23 protein-coding genes and 1 pseudogene are annotated in these 25,959 nt (G+C 71.7%); 11 read left to right on the forward strand and 13 right to left on the reverse strand.

Translation table 11 applies throughout. The features are described from left to right. Nucleotides 1-7: 7 nt before the first annotated feature. Complete coding sequence (locus OG700_RS28075; RefSeq protein WP_405618283.1) at nucleotides 8-1,435, reverse strand: sensor histidine kinase; 1,428 nt, start codon at nucleotides 1,433-1,435, stop codon at nucleotides 8-10. Nucleotides 1,436-1,850: 415 nt separating this feature from the next. Here OG700_RS28075 and ppdK point away from each other — a divergent pair, with 415 nt between their 5' ends. Together ppdK and OG700_RS28085 are read left to right on the forward strand one after the other, a co-directional pair. Beyond that, nucleotides 1,851-4,598 (forward strand): pyruvate, phosphate dikinase, encoded by a 2,748-nt coding sequence (ppdK, locus tag OG700_RS28080; RefSeq protein WP_405618285.1) that lies wholly within the window; start codon nucleotides 1,851-1,853, stop codon nucleotides 4,596-4,598. Nucleotides 4,599-4,982: 384 nt separating this feature from the next. Then, nucleotides 4,983-5,975, forward strand: coding sequence for an ArsR family transcriptional regulator (locus OG700_RS28085; protein ID WP_405618287.1), 993 nt, complete (start codon nucleotides 4,983-4,985; stop codon nucleotides 5,973-5,975). 40 nt (nucleotides 5,976-6,015) lie between these two features. On the opposite strand, the gene OG700_RS28090 is transcribed toward OG700_RS28085, so the two are convergent. The 3 genes from OG700_RS28090 to OG700_RS28100 all read right to left on the reverse strand — a co-directional run bounded on the left by OG700_RS28090 (nucleotide 6,016) and on the right by OG700_RS28100 (nucleotide 8,512). Continuing rightward, the gene (locus OG700_RS28090; protein WP_405618289.1) at nucleotides 6,016-7,176 is read right to left on the reverse strand and encodes an alkaline phosphatase PhoX; all 1,161 of its coding nucleotides are present in this window, start codon (nucleotides 7,174-7,176) and stop codon (nucleotides 6,016-6,018) included. Nucleotides 7,177-7,324: 148 nt separating this feature from the next. After that, nucleotides 7,325-7,702: an antibiotic biosynthesis monooxygenase family protein gene (locus tag OG700_RS28095; protein ID WP_405618291.1), complete on the reverse strand. Its 378-nt coding sequence runs from the start codon at nucleotides 7,700-7,702 to the stop codon at nucleotides 7,325-7,327. A 156-nt stretch (nucleotides 7,703-7,858) separates the two neighbouring features. Continuing rightward, entirely contained in the window at nucleotides 7,859-8,512 is a 654-nt protein-coding gene (locus OG700_RS28100; RefSeq protein ID WP_405618293.1) for a maleylpyruvate isomerase family mycothiol-dependent enzyme, read from the reverse strand. Nucleotides 8,513-8,582: 70 nt separating this feature from the next. Here OG700_RS28100 and OG700_RS28105 point away from each other — a divergent pair, with 70 nt between their 5' ends. Continuing rightward, nucleotides 8,583-9,536, forward strand: coding sequence for a LysR family transcriptional regulator (locus OG700_RS28105; protein WP_405618295.1), 954 nt, complete (start codon nucleotides 8,583-8,585; stop codon nucleotides 9,534-9,536). Nucleotides 9,537-9,633: 97 nt separating this feature from the next. Here OG700_RS28105 and OG700_RS28110 read toward each other — a convergent pair whose 3' ends face one another. The 5 genes from OG700_RS28110 to OG700_RS28130 form a co-directional block, all read right to left on the reverse strand. Then, a complete protein-coding gene (locus tag OG700_RS28110; RefSeq protein WP_405618296.1) occupies nucleotides 9,634-10,590 on the reverse strand; it encodes an oxidoreductase in 957 nt (318 codons plus the stop codon). A 100-nt stretch (nucleotides 10,591-10,690) separates the two neighbouring features. Next, nucleotides 10,691-11,452: an SDR family NAD(P)-dependent oxidoreductase gene (locus tag OG700_RS28115; RefSeq protein WP_405618297.1), complete on the reverse strand. Its 762-nt coding sequence runs from the start codon at nucleotides 11,450-11,452 to the stop codon at nucleotides 10,691-10,693. An 82-nt stretch (nucleotides 11,453-11,534) separates the two neighbouring features. After that, complete coding sequence (locus OG700_RS28120; protein ID WP_405618299.1) at nucleotides 11,535-12,932, reverse strand: MFS transporter; 1,398 nt, start codon at nucleotides 12,930-12,932, stop codon at nucleotides 11,535-11,537. 100 nt (nucleotides 12,933-13,032) lie between these two features. Then, a complete protein-coding gene (locus tag OG700_RS28125) occupies nucleotides 13,033-13,617 on the reverse strand; it encodes a TetR/AcrR family transcriptional regulator (RefSeq protein ID WP_405618301.1) in 585 nt (194 codons plus the stop codon). A 33-nt stretch (nucleotides 13,618-13,650) separates the two neighbouring features. Beyond that, nucleotides 13,651-13,851, reverse strand: coding sequence for a hypothetical protein (locus tag OG700_RS28130; RefSeq protein ID WP_405618303.1), 201 nt, complete (start codon nucleotides 13,849-13,851; stop codon nucleotides 13,651-13,653). A 241-nt stretch (nucleotides 13,852-14,092) separates the two neighbouring features. Between OG700_RS28130 and OG700_RS28135 the strand changes: the two genes are divergently transcribed. Continuing rightward, a complete protein-coding gene (locus OG700_RS28135; RefSeq protein WP_405618306.1) occupies nucleotides 14,093-14,872 on the forward strand; it encodes a sulfite exporter TauE/SafE family protein in 780 nt (259 codons plus the stop codon). A 63-nt stretch (nucleotides 14,873-14,935) separates the two neighbouring features. Here the strand turns inward: OG700_RS28135 and OG700_RS28140 are convergent, their stop codons facing one another. The 4 genes from OG700_RS28140 to soxR form a co-directional block, all read right to left on the reverse strand. Next, entirely contained in the window at nucleotides 14,936-15,565 is a 630-nt protein-coding gene (locus tag OG700_RS28140) for a class F sortase (protein WP_405618308.1), read from the reverse strand. Between the two features lie 176 nt (nucleotides 15,566-15,741). After that, nucleotides 15,742-16,275 (reverse strand): hypothetical protein, encoded by a 534-nt coding sequence (locus OG700_RS28145; protein WP_405618310.1) that lies wholly within the window; start codon nucleotides 16,273-16,275, stop codon nucleotides 15,742-15,744. 244 nt (nucleotides 16,276-16,519) lie between these two features. Continuing rightward, nucleotides 16,520-17,293 (reverse strand): aminotransferase class IV, encoded by a 774-nt coding sequence (locus tag OG700_RS28150; protein ID WP_405618312.1) that lies wholly within the window; start codon nucleotides 17,291-17,293, stop codon nucleotides 16,520-16,522. A gap of 19 nt (nucleotides 17,294-17,312) precedes the next feature. Further along, nucleotides 17,313-17,768 (reverse strand): redox-sensitive transcriptional activator SoxR, encoded by a 456-nt coding sequence (soxR, locus tag OG700_RS28155; protein ID WP_405618314.1) that lies wholly within the window; start codon nucleotides 17,766-17,768, stop codon nucleotides 17,313-17,315. Between the two features lie 52 nt (nucleotides 17,769-17,820). On the opposite strand from soxR, the gene OG700_RS28160 reads away from it, so the two are divergent. The 7 genes and pseudogenes from OG700_RS28160 (at nucleotide 17,821) to OG700_RS28190 (ending at nucleotide 25,942) form a co-directional block, all read left to right on the forward strand. Next, entirely contained in the window at nucleotides 17,821-18,459 is a 639-nt protein-coding gene (locus OG700_RS28160; RefSeq protein ID WP_405618316.1) for an NADPH-dependent FMN reductase, read from the forward strand. Between the two features lie 12 nt (nucleotides 18,460-18,471). Then, on the forward strand, nucleotides 18,472-20,235 hold the full coding sequence (locus OG700_RS28165) for an ABC transporter ATP-binding protein (protein WP_405618318.1): 1,764 nt from the start codon (nucleotides 18,472-18,474) through the stop codon (nucleotides 20,233-20,235). Then, nucleotides 20,232-22,112 carry an ABC transporter ATP-binding protein gene (locus OG700_RS28170; RefSeq protein WP_405618320.1) on the forward strand — a complete coding sequence of 627 codons (1,881 nt, stop codon included), beginning with the start codon at nucleotides 20,232-20,234 and terminating at the stop codon, nucleotides 22,110-22,112. Before OG700_RS28165 ends, OG700_RS28170 begins: the two co-directional genes overlap by 4 nt. A gap of 22 nt (nucleotides 22,113-22,134) precedes the next feature. Beyond that, the gene (cutA, locus tag OG700_RS28175) at nucleotides 22,135-22,470 is read left to right on the forward strand and encodes a divalent-cation tolerance protein CutA (RefSeq protein WP_405618322.1); all 336 of its coding nucleotides are present in this window, start codon (nucleotides 22,135-22,137) and stop codon (nucleotides 22,468-22,470) included. 288 nt (nucleotides 22,471-22,758) lie between these two features. After that, a pseudogene (locus OG700_RS28180) lies at nucleotides 22,759-23,027 on the forward strand (CbiX/SirB N-terminal domain-containing protein); the annotation flags it as partial. A 35-nt stretch (nucleotides 23,028-23,062) separates the two neighbouring features. Further along, entirely contained in the window at nucleotides 23,063-24,427 is a 1,365-nt protein-coding gene (locus OG700_RS28185; protein ID WP_405618324.1) for a deoxyguanosinetriphosphate triphosphohydrolase, read from the forward strand. A gap of 237 nt (nucleotides 24,428-24,664) precedes the next feature. Next, nucleotides 24,665-25,942: an NAD(P)/FAD-dependent oxidoreductase gene (locus OG700_RS28190; RefSeq protein ID WP_405618326.1), complete on the forward strand. Its 1,278-nt coding sequence runs from the start codon at nucleotides 24,665-24,667 to the stop codon at nucleotides 25,940-25,942. The last annotated feature ends 17 nt before the right edge of the window (nucleotides 25,943-25,959 follow it).

Genomic DNA, 25,959 nt, shown 5'->3' on the forward strand with positions numbered 1-25,959 from the left:
CGGCCGTTCATGGGGTGAGGGCGTCCAGCGACACCAGGGTGTCCTTGCGGTAGCAGAGCCGGTAGACGTCGCCGGAGCGGTCGTCGAAGCGGTCGGCCGTCATCGCGTAGTACTCGCACGTCGTCCCTCGCTCTTCCGGTTCCGCGCCTGGCGGCCGTTGGTTCGTCTCACGGTCGGGCAGCAGCGGTGCCACCGCCGACCTGTCGAGGCCCACCCGCAGGCGGGCGTAGTCGCCCGGTTCGAGCACCGACCGCGCCGCCGACAGCATCTCCCACCGGGCGAGCGCCCCGCTCAGCAGCGCCGCCGTGACCAGGGGCAGCATGAGCGCCGCGACCAGGGTTCCGGTGGCGCGGCGGCGGGCGTGGCGGTGTTCGCGGGGCAGCTCACCGCGCGGTCCGGGGGTGGCGGTCGGCGTCGGCCGTCGGGCCGGTGCGGCGTGGGGGATGCGGGCGCCCACGGCGAAGCCGCCGTCGCGCGGACCGTACTCGAAGGTGCCGCCGGCCAGCCGGACCCGTTCGTCCAGGCCGATGAGACCGCGTCCCGCCGCCGTCCTCGTCGGGGACGGTGACGACGCCGATCGCGACGGGCCGTTCTCCACCCCGACGGTCGTCTCCCCGGCCGAGTGCGTCACCCGCACCGTCGCCGTGGCGTCCGGCGCGTGCTTGGCGACGTTCGTCAGCGCCTCCTGTACGACGCGGTGCGCGGCCCGCCCGACCATCGGCGGCAGGTCCGCCGGCTCACCGTCCACGCACAACTCGACGGCGAGTCCGGACGCGGACGCCTCCTCGGCCAGCCGCGCGATGCCCGTCCCCCGTACCTCCGCAGCCGCGTCGGCCTCCTCGCGCAGCACGCCGATCACCTCTCCCAGCTTCTCCACGGCGGTCGCCGCCCGCGTCCTGATGTCCCCGGCGGCCGTCCGGTGCCGTTCGTCGAGGCCGGGTGCGAGCTTCAGCGCCCCGGCCGACAGCGCGATCAGGCTGAGGTCGTGGCCGAGTACGTCGTGCATGTCCTGGGCGATACGGGCGCGTTCGCGCGATCGGGCCTGCTCGGCGACCAACCGCTGTTCGCGTTCGAGCTGTTCGGCCCGCTCCCAGCCGGCCTGCGTGAGGTCCTGCCACTGGCGCCGGAATCGCCCCGCGAACCACGGCAGCATCGCCCCGAAGGCAATCACCCCGACGAACCGGCTCCCGAGCGGGAGCCAGGCGGGAACCGTGGTCACCGCCACCACGCCGGCCGCGAGAACCGCGACCAGCACGAGCGCGGTCGGCCCCGTCCTGCCGGGCCGCCGCCCCGCGAGGAACGCGGCGAGCACCGTCGGCACGGTCCACCACAGGCTCACCGCGCTCAGCCCGGCGCTCACGGCGGCTGCCGCCGTCAGAAGGCTCCCGGAGGAGAGCGGCCTGCCGGCGGGTCTGTCGGTCGTCGTGCTGTCCACCCGTACGACCGTACGGATCGCGAGGACGCTCCGACACTGTCGAAAGTCCAGTGGGGCGCCCGTCCCCGTAGTGATTCTCGCCACGCCTGATAGGCCACTCGCTCAGACGAGCGGCTGGCGCCCGACTGCACTTCCGGAAAGGGTGGCACTGGGTGCCACCTCATCCGCGTTCGAGAGGTGAACTCAGAAGTCGCGATACCTGCTCAGGTGAGCGCCTTGCGTCATGCGAAGGTCATGCCCGGTTCGAGGCGTGAAGGGGGCCGGGCCGGCCGACTCCCCGTCACACGCATTCGATCCAGTGGCGGACGGGTGGTTGCGGCCGTATGACGGACAGGTGGACATGTCCAGGCACCTTCGATCTGGGTATGTTCCTGGCCGTCAGGGCAGCCAGCGCCTCCCGGAGGAGTCGAGATCCGTGTCGAGAAGCAAAGACCCCCACGTAGCGAGAGACACCGCCCCCCAGCACCAGAAGTTCGTCTACGACTTCACCGAGGGCAACAAGGATCTCAAGGGCCTCCTCGGCGGCAAGGGTGCCAACCTCGCCGAGATGACCAACCTCGGCCTGCCCGTCCCTCCGGGTTTCACCATCACCAGCGAGGCGTGCAAGGTCTACCTCGACACCGGTACGGAACCGGCGGCACTGAGTGACGAGGTCGGCGTACATCTCGACGCCCTCGAACGGAAGATGGGCAAGAAGCTCGGCCAGTCCGACGACCCGCTGCTCGTCTCCGTACGGTCCGGTGCCAAGTTCTCCATGCCCGGCATGATGGACACCGTCCTCAACATCGGGCTCTCGGACACCTCCGTCGCCGGCCTCGCCAAGCAGTCCGGCGACGAGCGCTTCGCCTGGGACTCGTACCGCAGGCTCATCCAGATGTTCGGCAAGACCGTCCTCGGCGTCGACGGCGACCTCTTCGAGGAGGCGCTGGAGGAGGCCAAGCGGGCGAAGAAGGCCGCCTCCGACATCGATCTCGACGCCGCCGATCTGAAGAAGCTGGTCAAGCAGTTCAAGAAGATCGTCTCGCGCGAGGCGGGCCGCGACTTCCCGCAGGACCCGCGCGAGCAGATGGACCTCGCCATCCGCTCCGTCTTCGAGTCCTGGAACACCGACCGCGCCAAGCTCTACCGCCGCCAGGAGCGCATCCCCGGCGACCTCGGCACCGCCGTCAACATCTGCTCCATGGTCTTCGGCAACCTCGGCCCGGACTCCGGCACGGGCGTCGCCTTCACCCGCGACCCGGCCAGCGGCCACCAGGGTGTGTACGGCGACTACCTCCAGAACGCGCAGGGCGAGGACGTCGTCGCCGGCATCCGCAACACCGTGCCGCTCGCCGACCTGGAGACCATCGACAAGAAGTCCTACGACCGGCTGACGCAGATCATGGAGATCCTGGAGACGCACTACCGGGACCTGTGCGACATCGAATTCACCATCGAGCGCGGTGAGTTGTGGATGCTCCAGACCCGCGTGGGCAAGCGCACCGCCGGTGCCGCCTTCCGGATCGCGACCCAACTCGTGGACCAGGGCCTGATCGACGAGGCGGAGGCACTTCAGCGCGTCAACGGGGCGCAGCTCGCCCAGCTGATGTTCCCGCGCTTCGACGACGGCGGGAAGGGCGCCGAACTGCTGGGGCGCGGTATCGCCGCCTCGCCCGGCGCCGCCGTCGGCAAGGCCGTCTTCGACTCGTACACCGCGGTCAAGTGGTCGCGTTCCGGCGAGCGGGTCATCCTCATCCGCCGCGAGACCAACCCCGACGACCTGGACGGCATGATCGCCGCCGAGGGCATCCTCACCTCGCGCGGCGGCAAGACCTCGCACGCCGCCGTCGTCGCCCGTGGCATGGGCAAGACCTGTGTCTGCGGCGCCGAGGAGCTGGAGGTCGACACCAAGCGGCGCCGGATGACCGCAGGCAAGACCGTCATCGAGGAGGGCGACATCGTCTCCGTCGACGGTTCGACCGGCAAGGTCTACCTCGGTGAGGTCCCGGTCGTCCCCTCGCCGGTGGTCGAGTACTTCGAGGGCCGGATGCACGCGGGCGCCGACGACGCCGACGAACTGGTCGAGGCCGTGCACCGGATGATGGCGTACGCCGACCGCCGCCGCCGGCTGCGGGTGCGCGCCAACGCCGACAACGCCGAGGACGCGCTGCGGGCGCGCCGCTTCGGCGCGCAGGGCATCGGACTGTGCCGCACCGAGCACATGTTCCTCGGCGAACGCCGTTCCATGGTCGAGAAGTTGATCCTCGCGGACACCGACGACGAGCGTGAGCGGGCGCTCCGGACACTCCTGCCGCTCCAGAAGAAGGACTTCGTCGAGCTGTTCGAGGCGATGGACGGACTGCCCGTCACCGTAAGGCTGTTGGATCCGCCACTGCACGAATTCCTGCCCGACATCACGGAGTTGTCGGTACGGGTCGCGCTCGCCGAGTCCCGCAAGGACCACAACGAGAACGATCTGCGGCTGCTCCAGGCCGTGCACAAACTGCACGAGCAGAACCCGATGCTCGGACTGCGCGGCGTACGGCTCGGCCTGGTCATCCCCGGACTGTTCGCGATGCAGGTACGGGCCATCGCCGAGGCCGCGGCCGAGCGGAAGAACGCCAAGGGCGACCCGCGCGCCGAGATCATGATCCCGCTCGTCGGCACCGTCCAGGAGCTGGAGATCGTCCGCGACGAGGCCCAGCAGGTCATCGCCGAGGTGATCAAGTCCACCGGGATCGACCTCAAGCTGTCGCTCGGCACGATGATCGAACTGCCGCGCGCCGCCCTGACGGCCGGTCAGATCGCGGAAGCCGCCGAGTTCTTCTCCTTCGGTACGAACGACCTCACCCAGACCGTGTGGGGCTTCTCCCGCGACGACGTCGAGGCGAGCTTCTTCACCGCGTACCTGGAGAAGGGCATCTTCGGGGTGTCCCCGTTCGAGACCATCGACATGGACGGTGTCGGCGCGCTCGTACGCAGCGCGTGCGAGGCCGGGCGCAGGACGCGGCCCGATCTGAAGCTGGGCGTCTGCGGGGAGCACGGCGGCGACCCCGAGTCGGTGCACTTCTTCCACGAGGTGGGCCTGGATTACGTCTCCTGCTCGCCGTTCCGGATCCCGGTGGCGCGGCTGGAGGCCGGGCGGGCGGCGGCGCAGTCGGACGGCGGCGGCGACTCGCGCTGAGACCGCGTCACATCAGGCGGTGTCCCGCCGAATGTGAAATCGCCTACTGGCGCTCTTCCCGGAATGGATAAGGCCGGGACTCAAACAAATCGGAGTGCGGCCGGTGGATCCCCACCCACCGGCCGCGCCCCATTTTCCCGCCGGGCACGGAGCCGCAACCCTCACCGACCGCCGTCGGGCCGGCAAAGCCCCCCACGGCCTTCGCCGGCCTTTTTCGGTGGCTCGGGTTTCGCGCCTGACCTGGTACAGCCTTCCGTTCCGCACCCAATTCGCGCGATGCGTTTCAACTGTGGCTGAAACCCCATGGTGACGGCCTGTGATGGCGTGCATACTCATCGCTTGGGGGCGATTGCGGATGTAACAGAGGCGACAGGTGGGGGATCGGTGCTGCGCATTCACTTCACGGGGAGAGACCTGGGCGGGGTCCGGATGGCCGCCGGTCCCGACCCGCTGTGGGAAACGATTCTCAGCTTTCACCGATTGCGGGACCGGCGGGGCGCACCCGCTTTCGGGGAATGGCGCAGGGAAACGCGCGTGAGGTTGAAAGGTGAAACACGTCTGCTCGGCGCGCTCATACCGCGGCGCGGCTATTTCCCGGATTTCCTCAACCCCCCGGAGAGCCGCCTCGGGCTCGCGGAGGGACTGGAGGCGCTGCGCGCGACGCCGGGGGTGCGGGTCCGTACGGAACTGGCCCTGCTCGGCTCCGGGTCGCCCGCGCTCCCCGCCCGGGTCGCCGCGCTCCGGGAGGACGAACCAGCGGGGCTGGGCCGGCTCGCCGGCGCGCTGCGCGCGTACCACCGGGCCGCCGTGGAGCCGTACTGGCCGCACATCAGGGCCCGTACGGAGGCGGACCGCGTCGTACGGGGCCGGGCGCTGCTCGACGGCGGCGCCGACGAACTGCTCGCCACGCTCCCGCCGATGATCCGCTGGCGCGCGCCGGTCCTGGAGGCGGACTATCCCGTGGAGCGTGAACTGTCGCTGGACGGAAGGGGGTTGCTGCTCCAGCCGTCGTTCTTCTGCCGGGACACCCCGGTCGTCTACCGCGATCCGGGACTGCCGCCGGTGCTCGTCTACCCCGTCACCCACGCGGATGGCCCGACCGCCGCCGGACACGGCGGCCGGGGCGCCGGACCGTCCCTCGGCCGGCTGGTCGGCCGTACGCGCTCCGCCGTCCTGGGCGCCATCGAGCACGGCACGACCACCAGCGAACTGGCCCGCAGGGCAGGGGTGTCGCTCGCCTCGGCCAGTCAGCACGCGTGCGTCCTGCGCGAGGCGGGACTGGTGGTGACCCTGCGCCACGGCAACGCCGTCCTGCACACGCTCACCCCGCTGGGCGCCGCCGTGCTGTACGGCGGAGCCCGCCCGTCCGGCGACTGAGTCACGAGCGGACGGTCACGAGCGGGCAGACGGGCGGGCGCTACGTGCGGAACGGCCCCGTCACCTCGTAGGTGATGCCGCCCGACGAACTGCCGCTCGTGCCGCGCTGGCTGGAGAAGTACAGCCGCGAACCGTCCGGCGAGAACGCCGGACCGGTGATCTCGGACCCCGACTGCCCGTCGACCCGCAGGAACGGCGCGACGACGTCGTCAGGGGTGATCACGCAGATCTCCATGTTCCCGCCGTCCTCCGCGACGAAGAGATCGCCCGACGACGAACCGGTGACGTTGTCGACGCCGGTCAGCGGCGCGCCGCCGCCGGTGACCAGCGAGTCGTCGTACGCCAACTCGTAGGTACCGGCGGCCGGATCGACCCGCCAGAGACGGTTGTCGCCCTTCGTGGTGAACCACACCGAGCCGTCCGCGTAGTAACAGCCCTCGCCGCCGTCGAACCGCTTGGCGCCCGAGACCTGGTCACGGGTGAGGGTCGGCGTGCCGTCCGGGTCCGGCACCGGCGCCCAGGTGAAGGCGCCCGAGGTGGCGGTGCCGGCCCGCAGCACCTGAAGAGTGCCCGAGGAGAGATCGCCCCACGTGGTGGGCGTGAAGCGGTAGAAGCACCCGTTCGACTCGTCCTCGGTCAGATAGATCACCCGGCGCACCGGGTCGGCCGCGGCGGCCTCGTGCTTGAACCGGCCCATCGCGTCGCGCCGTACCGCCGCGTCGACGCCCCACGGGTCGGTCTCGTACACATACCCGCGGTCCACCTCCTCGCAGGACAGCCAGGTGTTCCACGGGGTGCTGCCACCCGCGCAGTTCTGCCGGGTGCCGGCGAGGATCCGGTACGCGCCGGTGATCGCGCCGGCCGAGGAGAACCGGACCGCGCCCGCACCGCCGGACGGGTTGATCTCCGAGTTGGAGACGTAGATCCAGCCGCTGCCGTCGGCGTAACAGGCGCCGCCGTCAGGGGCGTTGTGCCAGGTGTACGACGTGCCGGGCACGCTCTGCCCGGACCGGGCGACGACCCTGCTGGTGAACCCGGCGGGCAGCCGGATGCTGTTGGCGTCGGCGGCGGCGAGCGCTCCGTACGGTCCCGCGCCCGGCTGCGCGGGGTCGGCGTACGCGCTGCCGCGCCAGAGAGTGCCGCCGAGTGCGGCGGCGGAGCCTGAGACGATCGCTCCACGCAGAAAGTTGCGACGTTCCACTGGGCCGCTCCATGGGGGGTGGGTGGGCGTGCGGTCGCGTGCACGCAGCAGCGTAGAGCGACCGGATGGCCACCGGCTGAACACCGGGGCGGCACGCCCGGTCATCGGCGCGAACACGACGCCGTGATGCCCCGCCCCGCCGGGGCGGTCAGCCGGGCCGCCCCGGCTCCGCCCGCACGGTGGAGAACTCGGAGGCCACGTCGTACAGGCCGGGGTTCGACGTGATCGGCGTGCGTGTGTCGTCGTGCGCGGCTTGGGTGCGCTGGCGGAACCCGACGTCCGCGGTGGCCGATTCCCATGCCTCCTGGCTCTCCCAGTGGGCGACATTGACGAACTGGAACCTGTTCGCCGACGAACGGGCCCGGTGCAGCCGGGAATCGAGAAAGCCGGGCTTGGTGCTCATGATCGCGGCGCGTCGCTCCCACTGGGCGACGAACGCGTCGAGGTCTCCGCCGGCTACTTCGAAGACGTTGATGAAGGTGACGGGCGAGCCCGGCGTGTGCGCGGGGCGGTTGTCGTCGGTCATGAAGGACTCCAGGAACGGAAGGCGCGGCCGGACGCGGGCCGGACGCGGGCCGACGCGGGCCGACGCGGGCCGACGCGGGCCGGGAAACAGGCAGGCGAAGAGGCAGGTGAACAGGCAGGTGAACAGGCAGGTGTACGGCCGCCGGCCACCCCCGGCTCACCCGGGCACGGTGACGAAGCGATCGCGCGGTTCGCCGTGCAGATGCCCCGGGGGTAGCCGGCGGCCGTACGCGAGCAGGAGGAGATCCTGCGCGGCGCCGGACAGCGGCGTTCCGGTACCGAAGGACCAGTCGACGTCGTCGGCGCGGAGTTCGACGCCGTCGAGGTCGGCGCCGAAGAACTTGAGGGACTTGGCGTTCACGCCTTCGAGGAGAACGCGCAACCGGTCCTCGGGAATCCGGCGGCCGATGCCCAGCGCGACCGTGATGTCCAGGCCGTGGATCACATCGTGGCCCAGGGCCGCCTCGATCCCGCCGACGGGCGGCGTCCAGGGGTGGTCCGCGTTGTCGGCGAGCAGCGCGGCCAGCTCACGTGTCGAATGGGCCGCCGCGTCCTTGCGGGCGCGTCGATCGGTCATCCGGTGGAGGCTGCCCCGCGCCTTGACGAGTTCCCACACCATGGTGGGCAGCGAGTACCGGAACCCCATCGTCATATGGGCCGCGACCTCCCGTACCCGCCACCCCGCGCACAGGGTCGGAGCGTTCCACTCCTCGGCGGACAGGCCGTCCAGCAGCGCCGCCAGCTCCCGGCGTTCGGCCGCGATCGCGGCTCTGATGTCCCTCGGTGGTCTCCGGTTCGTCGTGTTCCCCATGGTCCAAGGGTCGCGACAGGCCAGCCATAAGTCCAAGAGCTGGTAATTCTCGCAGCTAGAATTGCCAGTTATGGACATTCGGCACCTGCGGTACTTCGTCACGGTGGCGGAAGAGGCCAGCTTCACCCGCGCCGCCGCCCGTCTGCACCTGGCGCAGCCGGGGGTGAGCGCTCAGATCCGGCAGCTGGAGAGGGAACTCGGGCAGCCCCTGCTGGACCGCTCCGGCCGATCGGTGACGCTGACCGAGGTCGGCGAGGCGGTCCTGCCGTACGCGCGGGCCGCGCTCACCGCCGTCGAAGCGGTGGGGCAGGCCGTGGAGGAGTTCACGGGGCTGCTGCGCGGCCGGGTCGCGATCGGCATCGTCTCGGGCGGCGGCGCCTACGAATTCGACATGGCCGCCGTCCTGGCCGGCTTCCACGACGAACACCCCCAGGTCGAGATCGCCCTGACCGAGGACACATCGGAGCGGATGCTCGCCGCGCTGACTCGCGGGGAACTCGACATCGCCGTGGTCGGAGTCGCGGACGAGGAACCCCCGCCGGGCATCTCCCTCCAGGTCGTGATCGACGAACCCCTGGTCGCGGCCGTCGCCCGGGACGACCCCGCCCGCACGGGCACGGGTCGTACGGGCATTCCGCTGGCCGAGTTGCGCGATCGCCCGCTGATCAGCCTGCCGCGTGGCACGGGGGTGCGCGCGGTACTGGACCGCGCCTGCGAGCAGGCGGGGTTCCGGCCCCGTATCGCCTTCGAGGCAGCCGCTCCGCTGTTCCTCGCGCGGCTCGCCGCCCGTGGTCTCGGCGTGGCGGTGGTTCCGGCCCTCTCCGCCGACGTGGTGTCGGCGTACGGGCTGCGGACGCTGGAGATCACTCAACCGCCGCTGCGCGGCCGGGTCGCGCTGGCCTGGCGGACAGGCTGTCAGGCCGGTCCGGCGACGACCGTCTTCCTGGACCTGCTGCGTACGACTCTGGCCGCGCCGGTCCTCAATCGCCGGACGGGCTCCCTGGGGAGCCCGTCCGGCGATTGAGGACCAACCGGCTGCCCGGACGGACCCGGTGAACCTCCCCGGCCGCGGCACCGGCGTGGCGGCCGAGCGCGTTGGCCGGCTCGCGCGGCCACCCGCGTCAGCCCGCGGGGGCTGACGGCGGGGTGGGGCTGAGCCCTTCGTACAGGACCGAGGTCAGCCGCTCGGACTCCGCCCAGAGCCGTTCGCCCGCGGTGTCGTTGCGTGTCCACTTCGCGCGCCACGACGCCGTGGGGGCGCCGCGCCAGCCCTGGATGCGGGGGCCGGTGAAGGAGTCGGGGCGTACGCCGGGGGCCGTGGCCGCGTAGAGGGTGGGCAGGGCGCCGGCCTCGGCGGGCTGGGCGATGATCCGGTTGGCGAGGCCCACGACGCGCTCCGTCCGCCTACGGCCCTCCATCCGTACCCCGGCCGTCTGGAGGTTCGTCGCCGCGTAGCCCGGCTGGGCGGCGGCGGCCACGATGTCCGAGCCGGCCGCTCGCAGCCGCCGCGACAGCTCGTGGACGAACAGCAGGTTCGCCGACTTCGACCGGCCGTACGCGACCCAACGCTGGTAGCCGTGCTCGCTGTTGAGGTCGTTGATGTCGATGTTCGCCAGCGCGTGCAGGCCGCTCGACACGCTCACCACCCGCGCCCCCGGCGCGCCGAGCAGCCGGGGGAGCAGGAGACCGGTGAGGGCGAAGTGGCCGAGGTGGTTGACGCCGAACTGGGTCTCGAAGCCGTCGGCGGTCACCCCGTACGGCAGGGCCATCACACCCGCGTTGTTCACGAGCAGATCGAGCCCGTCGTACGGGTACCGGGCCGCGAAGTCCCTTACGGAGGCCAGGTCCGCGAGGTCCAGCGCGCCGAACTCCACTTCGGCGTCCGGCACTTGCGAGACGATGTGCGCCACCGCCGCCTCGCCGCGTGTCTCGCTGCGGCAGGCGAGCAGCACCCTCGCCCCCCGCCGGGCCAGTTCGCGGGCCGTGACGAGCCCGATCCCGCTGTTGGCGCCCGTGACCACCGCCGTCCGGCCGTGCTGGTCGGGCATGTCGCTGAGATTCCAGCCGGTCCTCGGCATGCGGCACTCCCTGTCGCTGACCCCCTGTGGCACCTTTCCGTCCAGCCTACGGCCGTGACCGGAGGGGCGGGGGGAGCGGCGGTGGTGCCGCGGCGCGGCGTCAGGCCGCCGCGCCGCTGTCGACCACGAGGTCGGCCCCCACGACGGACGCGGCGTCCGGCGAGGCGAGGTACAGCACGGCCGCCGCCACCTCCCGCGTCGTCGAGACCCGGCCGAGCGGCGACTGCTCCCTCATCCGCGCCGTCCGGTCGGCCGGGCTCTCGCCCGGCAGCAGTGACATGGTGGTGTCCGTCGCGCCGGGGCTGACGGCGTTGATCCGTACCCCGTCCTGGATGTGGTCCAGGGCGGCGGCGCGGCTCAGTGTGGAGACGGCGGCCTTCGAGGTGAGATAGCCGGCCACATTCGGGATGCGCATGTGCGCGCCGAGGTTGGAGGCGACATTGACGATGACGCCGCCGCCGTTGGCCCGCATATGGGCTGTCTCCGCCTGGAGGCAGTGCAGGACGCCGGTGACGTTGATGTCGAGCAGCGCCTGCCAGTCCTCGACGGGGAGGTCGGCGAGGGGCGCGCCGCCCCGGAAGATTCCCGCGTTGTTGACGGCGATGTCCAGCCGTCCGAAGTGTTCGACCGTCGTCCGTACCAATTCCCGCACGTCGTCCGCGCGGGAGACGTCGGCGGTGACGACGAGCGGGTCGCCGCCCGCCGCCGCGATCAGGGCGCGGGTCTCCTCCAGCGGCGCGGCGCCCCGGCCGGAGAGGACGACCGAGGCGCCTTCGGCCGCGAACGCCACGGCGACGGCACGGCCGATTCCGGAACCGGCGCCGGTGACGAGGACGGTCTTGTCGGTGAAGCGAGCGGACATGGAACAACTCCCTGGTGAGATGTGGACGTTGGATTCGGACGGTGAGATGAGGAGCTGGTGGAGGGGGAAGCGGTGGCCGGTGTCAGGGGGCGTGCTCCCGCGCCTTCCGGGCCTCACGGCCCGTGAGCGCGGCTGTCGCCGCCGTGACGCGGGAGAGTGCCACGAACGCGCCCGCCGTCGCCGCGAGTGAGACCGCGTCGCCGCCGAGGGTGAGCAGCGCGGCGAGGAGCACGGTCGGCCCCAGTTCCATGGCCGTGTTGAGCACGCCGCCCGCCAGGCCCGTCTGCCGGTCCGGGACCCCGCCGGTCGCGAGTACGGCCGCCCCCGCGAAGGACAGGGCGGCGCCCGCCGGCAGCAGCACGAGGCCGGGCAGCAGCCCGTACGCGTACGGCGTGGCGCCCAGCCCCGTCGTGGCCAGCAGCGCGAGACCGGCCGCGCCCGTCGCCAGCCCCGTCGCCGTGACCCGGGGCGCCCCGTACCGCGCGATCAGCGGCCCGGCGGCCCGGCCCGCCGCCAACAGGGCGACGGCGAACGGCGTGAACGCGGCCGAGGTCCCCAACTCCGAGTAGCCGCGCCCCTGCTGGAGGTGGATCGACAGCAGGATGAACGTCATGGACGTGCCCGCCGCTGTCAGCGCGATCGCGGCGAGACCCGTCGCCCGCCCGCGGTCGAGGACGAAGCGCGGGGGCAACAGCGGGTCGCGGGACCGGCGTTCGGCGACCAGGAACGCCGTGAAGAGCGCGACTCCGGCCGCCAGGGGTACGAGGACCGCCGGGGATGTCCACGGGCGGGCGTCGGTCAGGACGAGGCCGTAACTGGCCAGCGTGATCCCGCCGGTGGCGAGGACCGCGCCCGGCAGGTCCAGCGAACGGCCCGCGCCGGGCGGGGTGGCGGGCAGCAGCCGGGGCGCCAGCGCGAGGGCCGCGCCCGCCACCAGCAGCGGTACGGCGAAACTCCAACGCCACGACAGCAGAGCCGAGATGATGCCCGAGCCGAGGTTGCCCGCGGTGGCGCCGAGCACCGAGAGCCCGCCCCAGGTCGCCATGGCCCTGCCGTACGCGGCGGGCGAACCGGACGCCGTGCGCAGGACGTTCATCGCGGCCGGCGCGATCAGTGCGGCGCCCACGCCCTGCGCGAATCGGCCGGCGAGCAGCCACTCGTATCCGGGGGCGAACGGGGCGGCGGCCGACGCGGCGGCGAAGACCAGCAGGCCGGCGGTGAGCGCGCGGCGCCCGCCGTACCGGTCGGCGAGCCGGCCGCCGAGGAGCAGCAGTCCGGCGAAGGTGAGTCCGTACGCGGCGCTGAGCAGGATCAGTTGGGACCGGTCGAGGGCGAACTCCCGCCCGATGCCGGGCAGTGGCACGGCGAGGGCGGCGAGCGTGAAGATCAGGGTGGCCTGGACGGTGCCCAGGAGGGCGAAGGCGGCGGCGGACCGGACGGGCGTGCCGATGCCAGGTGTGGTGGTCGTGCTCGCGGTCATGCCGTCCCCCTGTGTACCGGGCCACTTATCTGGACCGATCGTTCTGTTATGAGGGCAGCGGAAAACCGGCCTGCCCGGGTGGTGAGGTGGGCCGGTCCCGTCAGTCGAGCAGACTCAGCGCCTGCTCGGCCGCGTCGCGCACCCGCGCCGGGTCCTGCGAGTTCTTGCCGACCACCCGCATGCCCTGCATCAGCACGAGCAGCAGCCGTGCCAGTGCCCGCGGATCGCGGTCCCGCGACAACTCGCCCTGGCCCTGGGCCCGGACGAGCGCCGCGTGCGTCAGTGTCTCGATGTGCTGCCAGCTCAGCTCGACCCGGCGGGCCGCCTCGGGGTCGTGCGGACCCAGCTCGGCGGCCGTGTTGGTGATGAAGCAGCCCTTCGAGCGCTGTGGCTCGGTGCCCGCGTCGGTGGCGAACCGCCGCACCATCGCCCGCACCGCGGGCAGCGCCGGCCCCGGCTTCGCCAGGTCGTCGAGCAGCGGCGGGTCGTGCGTCTCGCCGTACCGGTCCAGCGCCTTCAGGTACAGGTCGTGCTTGTTGCCGAACGTCGCGTAGACACTGGCGCGGCCGATGCCGAGATGTTCGACGAGGTCCGCCATGGACGTCGCCTCGTAGCCGCGCCGCCAGAACAGCTCAAGGGCCGACTGGAGCGCGGCGTCCGGATCGAATTCCTTGGTCCTGGCCACCTGCCTGACTTTAAGCCTATGTGGAACGATCGGTCAAGATTCGACTCTGGAGGCGTAGGCCGTCACCGCCTGTGTGCTGACGCCCGGACGGTCGGTCCGGCGCGCGAGGTGACCCGTGCGCGTGGCGCGGTCGGTCTCGGCCGGGTCGTCGAGATGCGGCTCGATACCGTGCCTGGCCATGAAGTCCGGTTCGGCCAGGGAGAGTTCGTCCGGGGTGCGGCCGTCAGCCGTCATGTCCGCAGACTGCGCGGCCGGTGCTACCCGGCGGCACCACCACTGTTTCCCGCTCGGAACGCTGCCCTCGGCGCGGCCCGGTACCGGGTGTGAGGCGGGACGTGAGGCGGGGTGCGAAGTGGGGTGCGAAGTGGGTGTGCGGCGGCGAATCGCGGGGCGGAGGCCGTCGCGGACGTGGCGTGCGCCACCTCACCGGATATCGGTGTGAGGGCCGACCGCCTCGTCCCATAAGGTCGCGATCATGCCCGAGATATCGCTGACCATGCTCGTCGTCCTCTGCCTCGCGGCAGCCGCCGCCGGCTGGATCGACGCCGTGGTGGGCGGGGGCGGGCTGCTGCTCCTGCCCGCGCTGCTGCTCGGTCTGCCACAGGTCCCCGCCGCGCACATCCTCGGTACCAACAAGGCCGTGGCGATCGTCGGCACCACCGGGGCCGCCGTGACGTATGTGCGCAAGGCGCCGGTGGACGTGAAGAGCGCCGTACGGATCGGGCTGATGGCGCTCGCCGGGTCGATGACGGGGGCGTTCTTCGCCGCCGGGATCAGCAGCGACGTCCTGCGCCCCGTCATCATGGTGGTGCTGCTGGCCGTCGCCGCCTTCGTGATGCTGCGGCCCGCCTTCGGCAGGGCGCGGGCGGGCGGGCCGGTCACCCGGGGCCGGCACATCACCGCGATCGTCCTCGTCGGCGGGGGGATCGGCTTCTACGACGGGCTGTTCGGCCCCGGCACGGGGACGTTCCTCGTGCTGGCGCTGACGGCCGTGCTGCACCTCGACCTGGTCGCGGCGTCGGCCACGGCCAAGATCGTCAACGTCTGCACCAACGGCGGGGCGCTCGCGATGTTCGCCTACCAGGGCACCGTGCTGTGGCAACTGGCCGCGCTGATGGCGGTGTTCAACCTGGCGGGCGGCATGTTCGGCGCGCGGATGGCGCTCAAGAAGGGCAGCGAGTTCGTGCGCGGTGTGCTGCTCGTCGTGGTGTTCTCACTGGTCGCGAAGCTCGCCTTCGACCAGTGGACGGCCTGACGGCGCGAGGGGTCAGCCGGACAGCCGGACCACGGGACAGCCCGGCCACGGGACCGCCGGACCCTACGACGCGTCGTCCCGGACCCCGATGAGGTGCGCGTACGTCACCACGTTGCCCTGGTAGCCGGTCTTCTCGGAGAATCCGCCGCCGCAGGTGATCACTCGCAGTTCGGCCCGGTCCTTCTTCCCGTAGACCTTCTGGTCGGGAAAGTCGGCGTTGTCGTACACCTCGACGGCGTCGACCGTGAAGACCGCGGTCCGCCGGTCCTCGCGCGTGACCTCGATCCGCTGGCCCTTCTTCAGGGTGCCCAGGCTGTAGAAGACGGCCGGACCATGTGCGTTGTCCACATGCCCCGCGACGATCGCCGTGCCCTTGGCCCCCGGGGTGGTGCCGTGCTTGTACCAGCCCGCGGTGTCGCCGTTCTCGGCCGGCGGCACGTCGAGGCTGCCGTCCTTCGCCAGGCCCAGCGGCGCGACGGGCGCGTCGACGCCGATCTCGGGTATCCGCAGCCGTACGGGCGCGGATGTGGGCATCGGGTCGGCGGCGGCGTCCGTGTGGAAGCCGGGCCCGGCGGCGAACGCCTGGGCGGCCGACGGGATGGGCGGGGTGATGGTCTGGGAGCCGTTCTGTACGAGCCACACGCCGACGCACGCCGCGCCGGCCAGCAGCCACGCCTTGCCCTTGCCGGTCATGGATCGGCCTTCGCGGTCAGGGTCGCGGTCAGGGTCGCGGTCATGGGTCCTCCGGAAGTTGTTCCCCCGCCCCCGGCAGCGATGAGCATGACGGGGGCGGGGACCACGGCGGTACGGGGGCGGTGGAGGCCGCCAGGGCTGCCGTTCGGTTCAGGCCGGACGGCAGCCCCGCCCCGTCAGCTGCCCTGCGCGCCGCTCGCCCGGCGGCGCAGGAGCCAGGTCCCGCCGACGGCGGCTGCGGCCAGTACGGCCGCCCCCGCCGCGATCTGGGTGGTGTCGGGACCGACGCTGCCGCCGACCCCCGTCCGCACGTGGCCGGACGGCTGCTGCTCGCGGTGGTGCTCGATCGTCACGTCGCCGCGGGCCTCTCTGCCGTTCTCGCAGCGTACAAAGATGCCGTAGGTGCCGGCCCGGGTGTTCTCGGGCACCCGGAACTGCCCGACGACGATGTCCTTGTAGTCGCCGGGCCGCAGGTGGAACTCGCCCGCGCCCAGGGAGCTGGCGTCGCCCTTGCCGCGGCCGCCCTTGCCGCAGGCGGTGGTGTTGACCGTGACGGTCGCGCCGGGCGCGGACGTCGAGGGGTACAGCTCCAGCTCACCCCTCTCACGGTCGCGGTCACCGGCGACCGCGGCGGTGGCGGCCCCGAGGGAGACTCCGAGCGAGGCGACCGCCAGCGCGGTACCGGTCAGCAGGCGGGCGGTGGTGCGCATGGTGTCCTCCGTGGCGGCGCGGTTCTCGTCTCTTCCGAGATAAGGCGCAGCCCGGCGCGCACGCCTGCTGATGGAGGATCAGATTGGCCGGTTCCGTACGGCGTGTCCCACTTGCCAGTTGATATTTCCGCAGGTCAGCGGCGCACGATCGGCGGTGCGACACGCCGGGTGACCAGTCGTGCCGAATGGGTGAGGAGCGGGAGCGGGGGTGGCTCGGACCGGCCGGGGGCGGGCTCGGACCGGCTCAGAGCACGTCCCACTCCACCGTCTCGTACGCCGCCGCCACCCTCCCCATCAGCTCCGCGTCGACCGTGAACGCCACGTCGTCGATCCGGTCCACGGGCGCGAAGCCCTGCGAGTTCGTGATGAAGGCCGACGCGTACGAGCGCAGGTCGGCCAGCGTCACCGGGCGCCGTACGGAAGGCAGCCGCGGCTCCAGCAGCGCCATCGTGATCCCCAGCAGCGCGGGCGCCTGCGGCCAGACCACGGACGTGCCGTCCCAGAAGGCGATGTTGGTGATCGCCCCCTCCGCCACCAGCCCGCCGGGCGCGGTCAGCAGCGCCTCGTCGAAGCCCGCGCGTTCGGCGGCCCGCAGATGGTACATCTGGCCGAAGCCGCCCGGGCGCTTGATGTGCGGGACCTCGCGGGCGTACGGCACCGACATCAGGCCGTGCGGCCGGCCGGCCTTGGTCTGCGGCGGCCGGACGGTGACCGTCACCCGCGCGCCCTTGTCGCCCTCCGGCCAGGACACGTAGACGCGGGCGGACGCGTCGGACACGTCACCGAGCGCGTGCCGGAGCAGTTCCCGTACGCGCTCCCCGTCCAGGCCCGCGCCGAACAGCTCGCGGGTGGCCGAGTCGAGCCGGGCGAGGTGGAGGTCCCGTCCGCGTACCCGGCCGCCCCGGATCTGCATCGCGGTGAAGTGTCCGTAATTGGTGAGTGCGTGGACCCGCGGCGCGGCCTCCGCGGCCGGCTCGCCGTTGATCTCGATGACTTCGAAAACTTCGGAAGGCGCCATGGGGCCACGGTAGAACCGGTCAGTCCTCGATCAGCCTGCGGGGCCCGGGTCCCTGTGCGGCCAACTCGTCGCCGGGGTTGGACAGGGCGCAGCGGTCCAGTGAGAGGCAGCCGCAGCCGATGCAGTCGGCGAGGTGGTCGCGCAGCCGCTGGAGGGTCCGGATCCGGGCCTCCAGATCGTCGCGCCAGCATTCGGAGATCCGGGCCCAGTCCTCCGCGGTGGGCGTACGGTCCTCCGGCAGCAGCGCCAGCACGCCGCCGATCAGGGCGAGCGGGATGCCGAGGCGCTGCGAGGTGCGGATGAAGGCGACACGCCGGAGGGTGTCGCGGCTGTAGCGCCGCTGGTTGCCCGATGTGCGGCGGCTGGTGATCAGTCCCTCGCGTTCGTAGAAGCGCAGGGCGGAGGGGGAGACGCCACTGCGTTCGGCCAGTTCGCCGACCGTGGCTTCCTTGGCGCTCCAGGAGAGTTGAGTCATGTAGGACACAGTAGCTTGACCTGAACCATGGTTTAAGTATCACGCTCGTCCCATGAACATCACGACGAACGATTCCGAGACCCAGACGTCCCCCCGGACCCCCCAGCTCCCGCAGGCGCCCCTCAAGCTCGCCGTCATCATGGGCAGCAACCGCGAAGGAAGGTTCGGCCCCGTCGTCTCCGACTGGTTCGTCTCCCGGGCCACCGGACATGACGACTTCGCCGTCGAGCTGATCGACCTCGCCGACACCGACCTGCCGACCGCACTCTCCTTCAGCCCGTCCGTCCCGGTCCGTGACCAGCTCGCCAAGGTCACCCACCGACTGGCCGGGGCCGACGCCTTCGTGGTCGTCACCCCCGAGTACAACCACTCCTACCCCGCCTCCCTCAAGGCCCTGATCGACTGGCACTTCGCCGAGTGGCAGGCCAAGCCCGTCGGTTTCGTCTCCTACGGCGGGATCTCCGGCGGCCTGCGCGCCGTCGAGCATCTGCGCCAGGTCTTCGCCGAACTGCACGCCGTGGCCGTCCGCGACACCGTCTCCTTCCACAACGCCGGCGCGCTCTTCGACGACGAGGGTCGGCACCGGGACCCCGACGGCGCCGATGCCGCCGCCACCGCGATGCTCGACCAACTCGCCTGGTGGGGTCTGGCCTTGCGCGAGGCCAAGTCCGTCCGCGCGTACGCCGGTTGATGGGCGCGCGACATGCTGATCCGACTTCTCGGCGCCCAACTGCGCCCCTACAGAGGGCTGCTCGCCCTGTCCGTCGTACTCCAACTGATCCAGACCCTGGCCACCCTCTATCTGCCCACCCTCAACGCCGACATCATCAACAACGGCGTCCTGCGCGGCGAGACGGACCACATTCTGTCCTCCGGAGCCGTGATGATCGCCGTCACCCTGCTCCAGATCACCGCCGCCGGAGCCGCCGTCTACGTCGGCGCCCGCGTCGCCATGGGCGTCGGCCGTGATCTGCGGTCCGCCGTCTTCTCCCGCGTACAGGACTTCTCCGCACGGGAGATGAGCCACTTCGGCACCGCCTCACTGATCACCCGCACCACCAACGACGTGCAACAGGTGCAGACGCTCACGGTCCTCGCCCTGACCGTGCTCGTCGCCGCGCCGCTGACCTGGATGGGCGGCGCCGTGATGGCCGTCGACCAGGACCCCCCGCTCGCGCTGCTCCTGCTGCTCTTCATCCCCCTCCTTGCCGGAGTGATCGGGCTGATCCTCGTCCGTATGCCGGTGCTCTTCCGCGGTATGCAGGAACGCATCGACAACGTCAACCGGATGATGCGCGAGCAGATCACCGGCATCCGGGTGATCAGGGCCTTCGTCCGCGACGAGCACGAGCAGAAGCGGTACGGCGGTGCGAACCGCGAGCTGATGACCGTCGCCCTGCGCGTCGGCGGGCTCATGGCGCTGATCATGCCGTCCGTCATCCTCGTCTGGGAGTTGGCGACCGTCTCGATCATCTGGTTCGGCGGACACCGGATCAACTCCGGTGAGCTGCAAGCCGGTTCGCTGATCGCCTTCCTGAGCTATCTGATGCAGATCCTGATGGCCGTGATGATGACGCTGTTCCTGCTGATGCAGGTGCCGCGCGCCGCCGTGAGCGCGGAACGCATCAAGGAGGTTCTGGACACCGAGTCCAGCGTCGTCCCGCCCTCCCCGTCCGTGTCGGCGTCCGTGACGGCGCTCCACGGCCCTCGCGGCGAACCCGGCCGACTGGAGATCCGGGGCGCCGGCTTCAGCTACCCCGGCGCCGAGGAACCGGTGCTGACCGGCATCGACCTGACGGCGGCCTCGGGGCGTACCACCGCCGTCGTCGGCTCCACGGGCAGCGGCAAGACGACCCTGCTCCATCTGGTGCCGAGACTCTTCGACGCCACGGCGGGCGAGGTACGGATCGGGGGAGTCGACGTACGGGACATGGACCCGGCACTGCTCGCCCGCACCGTCGGCCTCGTCCCGCAGAAGCCGTACCTCTTCTCCGGCACCGTCGCCTCCAACCTCCGCTACGGGAAGCCGGACGCGACCGACGAAGAGCTGTGGCAGGCGCTGAAGATCGCGCAAGCCAGGGAGTTCGTCGCCGCGCTGCCCGAAGGGCTCGACGCCCCGGTCTCCCAGGGCGGCGGCAACCTCTCCGGCGGCCAGCGCCAACGCCTCGCCATCGCACGGGTGTTGGTGACCAAACCGGCGCTGTACCTGTTCGACGACTCCTTCTCCGCGCTCGACTACACGACCGACGCGGCGCTGCGGACGGCACTGGCGGAGGAGACGTGGGCCACCGGAGCGACCGTGGTGATCGTCGCGCAGCGGGTGTCCACCATCCGTGGCGCGGACCGGATCGTCGTCCTCGACCAGGGGCGAGTCGTCGGCACCGGCAGCCACGAACAGCTCATGCGGGACAACGACACCTACCGGGAGATCGTCCTCTCCCAGCTCACCGAGGAGGAAGCAGCATGAGCGCCCCCGAACGCCGGGGCGGCCCCGCGCCCCGGATCGGCCCTGGCACGTCGGCCACACCCTCCCTCGAACGCTCCCTGGACTTCCGCCGCTCCGGCGTCCGGCTGCTGCGGATGGTCACCCCGGGAGCCCCCGAACTCGCCCTGCTCCTCGCGGTACTCGCCGCCGGCACGGGAGCGGTGACCCTCACCGTCGTCATCCCGAGGATCCTCGGCCACGCCACCGACCTCGTCGTCGCCGGCGCGGGGAACCCCGGGGGAGTCGACTTCCGGGACGTGGGCGAGAGCCTGGGCCTCGTACTCGCCCTGATCACCGTGTCCGCCGGGCTCACCTGGCTCCAACTGCGGCTCGCCACCGAAGTAGTTCAGCGGGTCGGCCACCGGCTGCGCGAGCGTGCCCACACGAAGCTCTCGCGCCTGCCGCTCGCGTACTACGACAAGCAGCCGCGCGGCGAAGTCCTCTCCCGCACCACCAACGACATCGACAACATCACCCAGACTCTGCAACAGGTCTTCGCCCAGATCATCCGGGCGCTGCTCACCCTCGTCGGTGTGCTGGTGATGATGGTCTGGATCTCGCCGCTGCTGGCCCTCGTGGTGCTGGTGACCGTGCCGGTCTCGGTGCTCGGCGCCGTACTGATCGGGAAGCGGGCGCAGCCGCAGTTCGTCAGGCAGTGGGCCGTGACCGGCAAGCTCAACGGGCATGTCGAGGAGATGTACACGGGCCACGCCGAGGTGGTGGTGTTCGGCCGCAAGGACGACGCGGTGCGCACCTTCGAGGAGCACAACGAGGCGCTGTACGCGTCGAGTTTCCGGGCCCAGTTCATCTCCGGCTTCATCCAGCCGGCCATGACCTTCGTCGGCAACCTCAACTACGTGCTCATCGCGGTCGTCGGCGGGCTGCGCGTCGCGTCGGGGACGTTGTCCATCGGCGACGTGCAGGCGTTTGTCCAGTACTCCTACGAGTTCAACGGCCCGGTCACCCAGATCGCGGCCATGGCGAACCTCCTCCAGTCGGGCGTCGCGTCGGCGGAGCGCGTCTTCGAGCTGCTGGACGAGGAGGAGGAGTCGGCGGAGCCCGTGGAGCCGGCGGAGCCCGTGGAGCCGGCCGGGCGGGGCACGAAGCCGGGCAAGCGCTCCGGCCGCGTCTCCTTCGAGAAGGTCGCCTTCAGCTACGAGGCCGCCGAACCGCTCATCAAGGACCTGTCGCTGTCCGTCGAACCGGGCCAGACCGTCGCGATCGTCGGCCCCACCGGCGCGGGCAAGACCACGCTCGTCAACCTGCTGATGCGCTTCTACGAGGTCACCGGCGGCCGGATCACCCTCGACGGCGTCGACATCGCCACGATGTCGCGGCGGGAACTGCGCTCCGGGATCGGCATGGTCCTCCAGGACACCTGGCTGTTCGGCGGCACGATCGCCGACAACATCGCCTACGGAGTCCCCGGCGGCGTCCCGCGCGAACGCGTGGTCGAGGCGGCGATGGCCACCCACGCCGACCGGTTCATCCGTACGCTCCCCGACGGCTACGACACCGTCGTGGACGAGGAGGGCGGCGGCCTCAGCGCGGGCGAGAAGCAACTGCTCACCATCGCACGGGCGTACCTCGTCGAACCGGCCATCCTGGTGCTGGACGAGGCGACCAGCTCCGTCGACACCCGCACCGAAGTCCTCATCCAGCGGGCCATGTCGTCGCTGCGCGAGGGCCGCACGAGCTTCGTCATCGCGCACCGGCTCTCCACGATCAGGGACGCGGACGTGATACTCGTGATGGAAGCGGGCCATATCGTGGAACAGGGCACCCACGACGAACTCCTGGCGTCCGGGGGCGCGTACGCCCACCTGTACGCCTCGCAGTTCGCGGCGGCGGCGGCCTGACCCGACCGGAGGAGTACCGCAGATGACCGGTGCCGAGTTTCTGACCGTACTGACCACCACCGACAGCGCCGCGAAGGCTGAGGCTCTGGCCAGGGGCGCGGTGGAGGCGCGGCTCGCCGCGTGCGCGCAGATCTCGGCGCCGGTCACCTCCGTCTACCGCTGGCAGGGCGCGATCGAGACGGCGGAGGAGTGGCAGGTGCTCTTCAAGACGACCGCCGTCTGCTACGAAGCACTTGAGGCGCATCTGACGGCCGCCCACGACTACGAGACGCCGGAGATCCTGGCCGTTCCGGTGGTACGGGGTAACGCGCCGTACCTCGCCTGGCTCGCGACCGAGACGGCGCCACCGACCGCGTAGCCGCCCAATCAAGCCCCCCCGTCCGCCGATTGAGGACAGCCCGGCCCGCCGGATGGAACCAATCCAGCCCGTCCGGCGATGCCCGGCCGCCGCCACCCGCCGTACGGCCACGCTGCCGGCGCGCGGCTCGGGGGAGTACCGGTGGTCCCCGCGTACGCGTCCGCCGCCGCGCCCACCGTCCCCGACGCCGTACGGGAGCCGGCCGCACGCGGGCGCGATGGAACCAATCCAGCCCGTCCGGCGATGCCCGGCCACCCGCCACCCGCCACCCGCCACCCGCCACCCGCCACCCGCCGTACGGCCACGCTGCCGGCGCGCGGCTCGGGGGAGTACCGGTGGTCCCCGCGTACGCGTCCGCCGCCGCGCCCACCGTCCCCGACGCCGTACGGGAGCCGGCCGCACGCGGGCGCGGCCGTACCGCGCTGGCCTCGTACTTCACCGCCCCCGGCCACTTCGCCACCCGCGCCGCCGCCCACGCGCCCTGGATCGCCGCCGCCCCGCTCGGCGACCACCCGGACCTGGCCCGCCTCCTGCCGCACCGCTACGACGAGGCGCGGACACCCCTGACCGCCCAGCCGGTTACCTTCGGTGCATGGACGGCATCACCGCACCTCACGACAGCGCCTACGACGAGGCGGCCACCGAACGCTTCTCGGCCGAGCCCGACAAGCGCCCCGGCCGCACCGCCTTTCAGCGCGACCGCGCACGCGTCCTGCACTCCTCCGCCCTGCGCCGTCTCGCCGGCAAGACCCAGGTCGTGACACCCGGATCGCAGAGCCAGGAGTGGGACGCCAGCCCGCGCACCCGGCTGACCCACTCCCTGGAGTGCGCCCAGGTCGGCCGCGAACTCGGCGCCGCACTCGGCTGCGACCCGGACCTCGTGGAGACGGCGTGTCTCTCGCACGACATGGGGCACCCGCCGTTCGGCCACAACGGCGAACAGGTGCTCAACGACTTCGCCAAGGACTGCGGCGGCTTCGAGGGCAACGCCCAGTCGCTGCGGCTGCTCACCCGGATCGAGCCGAAGCGTTTCGTCCGCGCCGACTCGGTGCCCCCGGCGATCACCGCGTCCCAGGCCGAGGCGGCCGTCGAAGCCGGCGCGGAGACCGGCGGCGGCGCCCGCCTCGTCAGCGTCGGCCTCAACCTCACCCGCGCCGTCCTCGACGCCGCCACGAAGTACCCCTGGCCGCAGGGCGCCCACCCCACCGACCCAGGCTCGGTGAAGTTCGGTGTGTACGAGGACGACCTGCCGGTCTTCGAATGGGCCAGGCGCGGCGCCCCGCCGAACCGCACCTGCTTCGAGGCCCAGGTCATGGACTGGGCCGACGACGTCGCGTACTCGGTGCACGATTTCGAGGACGGCCTGCACGCCGGCCACGTCGACCCGGGCATGCTGGTCTCCGGGCCCGAACGGGCCGAGATCTGGGCGGTCGCGATCGGCCGCTACGTACCGCACGACACCGACCCGCAACAACTGGCCGCCGCGCTCGACCGGCTGATGGCCCAGGAGTGGTGGCCGCACGGCTACGACGGGACGGCCGTCGCCCAGGCCAGGCTCAAGGACGCCACCAGCCAGCTCATCGGCCGCTTCTGCCTCGCCGCCGAGGGCGCGACGCGGATGGAGTACGGCACCGGCCCGCTCACCCGGTACGGCGCCTCGCTGGTCGTCCCGCGCGAGGCGCGCGACGAGTGCGCCGTACTCAAGGCCGTCGCGCACCGCTATGTGATGCAGCGCGCCGACCAGGAATCGCTCCGCGCGGACCAGCGCATCGTCCTCGCCGAACTCGCGCGGACGCTGACGGCCCGCGCCCCAGAAGGGCTCGACCCGCAGTTCCGCGCGCTCTTCGAGACGGCGTCCGACGACCGCGCCCGCAAGCGGGTGATCGTCGACCAGATCGCCTCTCTCACGGATGCGGCGGCGCGCTCGCTGCACACGGCGCTCACGGGCCGCACCTGATCGCGGTCCGTCGGGAGAGCAGCCCCCGTCATCCCGCACCCGTCATTCACCCGTCATCCCGCACCCGTCATATTCAGCCAACGGCCGAAGCGGGCCGAGCCGCCCCGCCAAGGGGTGACGCGTGTAGCAAGGTAGCCACATCAAGCCGGAACCATGCCCGTGGAGCCTCCCCTCTTTCGCCATCACGCTCCGTGCGGGACGCTCACAGATGGCGGCAGCACAACGAGGAGGCATCAAGTGGTCGACGCACATCGGACATTCGTCATCGTCGGTGGTGGGCTGGCCGGGGCGAAGGCCGCGGAAACCCTCCGTTCCGACGGATTCACCGGCCGCGTGATCGTCATCGGGGACGAGGGAGACCACCCCTACGAACGTCCCCCGCTGTCCAAGGGCTTCCTCATGGGCAAGGAGGAGCGCGACAGCGTCTTCGTCCACGAGCCCGCCTGGTACGCCCGGCACCAGGTCGAGCTGCACCTCGGCCAGACGGTCACCGGGATCGACCGCGACACCCGCTGCGTCCACCTCGGCGACGGCACCTCCGTGCGCTACGACAAGCTGCTCCTGACCACCGGCTCCGAACCCCGACGCCTCGACATCCCCGGCACCGACCTCGTGGGCGTCCACCATCTGCGCAGGCTCGCCCACGCCGACCGGCTGCGCCACGTCCTCACCGCCCTCGGCCGTGACAACGGCCATCTGGTCATCGCAGGCGGTGGCTGGATCGGGCTGGAGGTCGCCGCGGCCGCCCGCGGATACGGCGCCGAGGTCACCGTCGTCGAGCCGCACCCGACACCGCTCCACCAGGTCATCGGCCCGGAGCTGGGCCAGCTCTTCACCGAACTGCACAGCGAGCACGGCGTACGGTTCCACTTCGGCGCCCGGCTCACCGAGATCGTCGGACAGGACGGCATGGTCCTGTCCGTCCGTACGGACGACGGCCAGGAGCACATGGCGCACGACGTGCTCGCCGCGATCGGCGCCGCGCCCCGCACGGGACTCGCCGAGGCGGCCGGACTCGACCTCGTGGGCGACGAGCACGGCGGCGGCATCGCCGTCGACCTGGCGCTGCGCACCTGCGACCCGGACATCTACGCGGCGGGCGACGTGGCCTCCGTCCCGTTCTCGCCGCCCGGCACCGAACTGCCCGCGGGCAGGCTGCGCGTCGAGCACTGGGCCAACGCGCTCAACGGCGGCCCCGCCGCCGCCCGCTCGATGCTCGGCCAGGACGTGACGTACGACCGCGTCCCGTACTTCTTCTCCGACCAGTACGACCTGGGCCTGGAGTACTCGGGCTGGGCGCCGCCCGGCAGCTACGACCAGGTGGTGGTACGCGGCGACGCGGGAAAGCGGGAGTTCATCGCCTACTGGCTCAAGGACCGCCGGGTGCTCGCGGGCATGAACGTCAACGTGTGGGACGTCACCGGCGACATCCAGCGGCTCATCCGCTCCGGTGTCCCGCAGGATCTGGACGCCCTCGCCGACCCGACGGTGCCGCTGGACACGCTCGGTACCTGACCGCCCCCGCGCCGATC

The sequence above is a fragment of the Streptomyces sp. NBC_01508 genome (assembly GCF_045040315.1).
Lineage (GTDB): Bacteria > Actinomycetota > Actinomycetes > Streptomycetales > Streptomycetaceae > Streptomyces.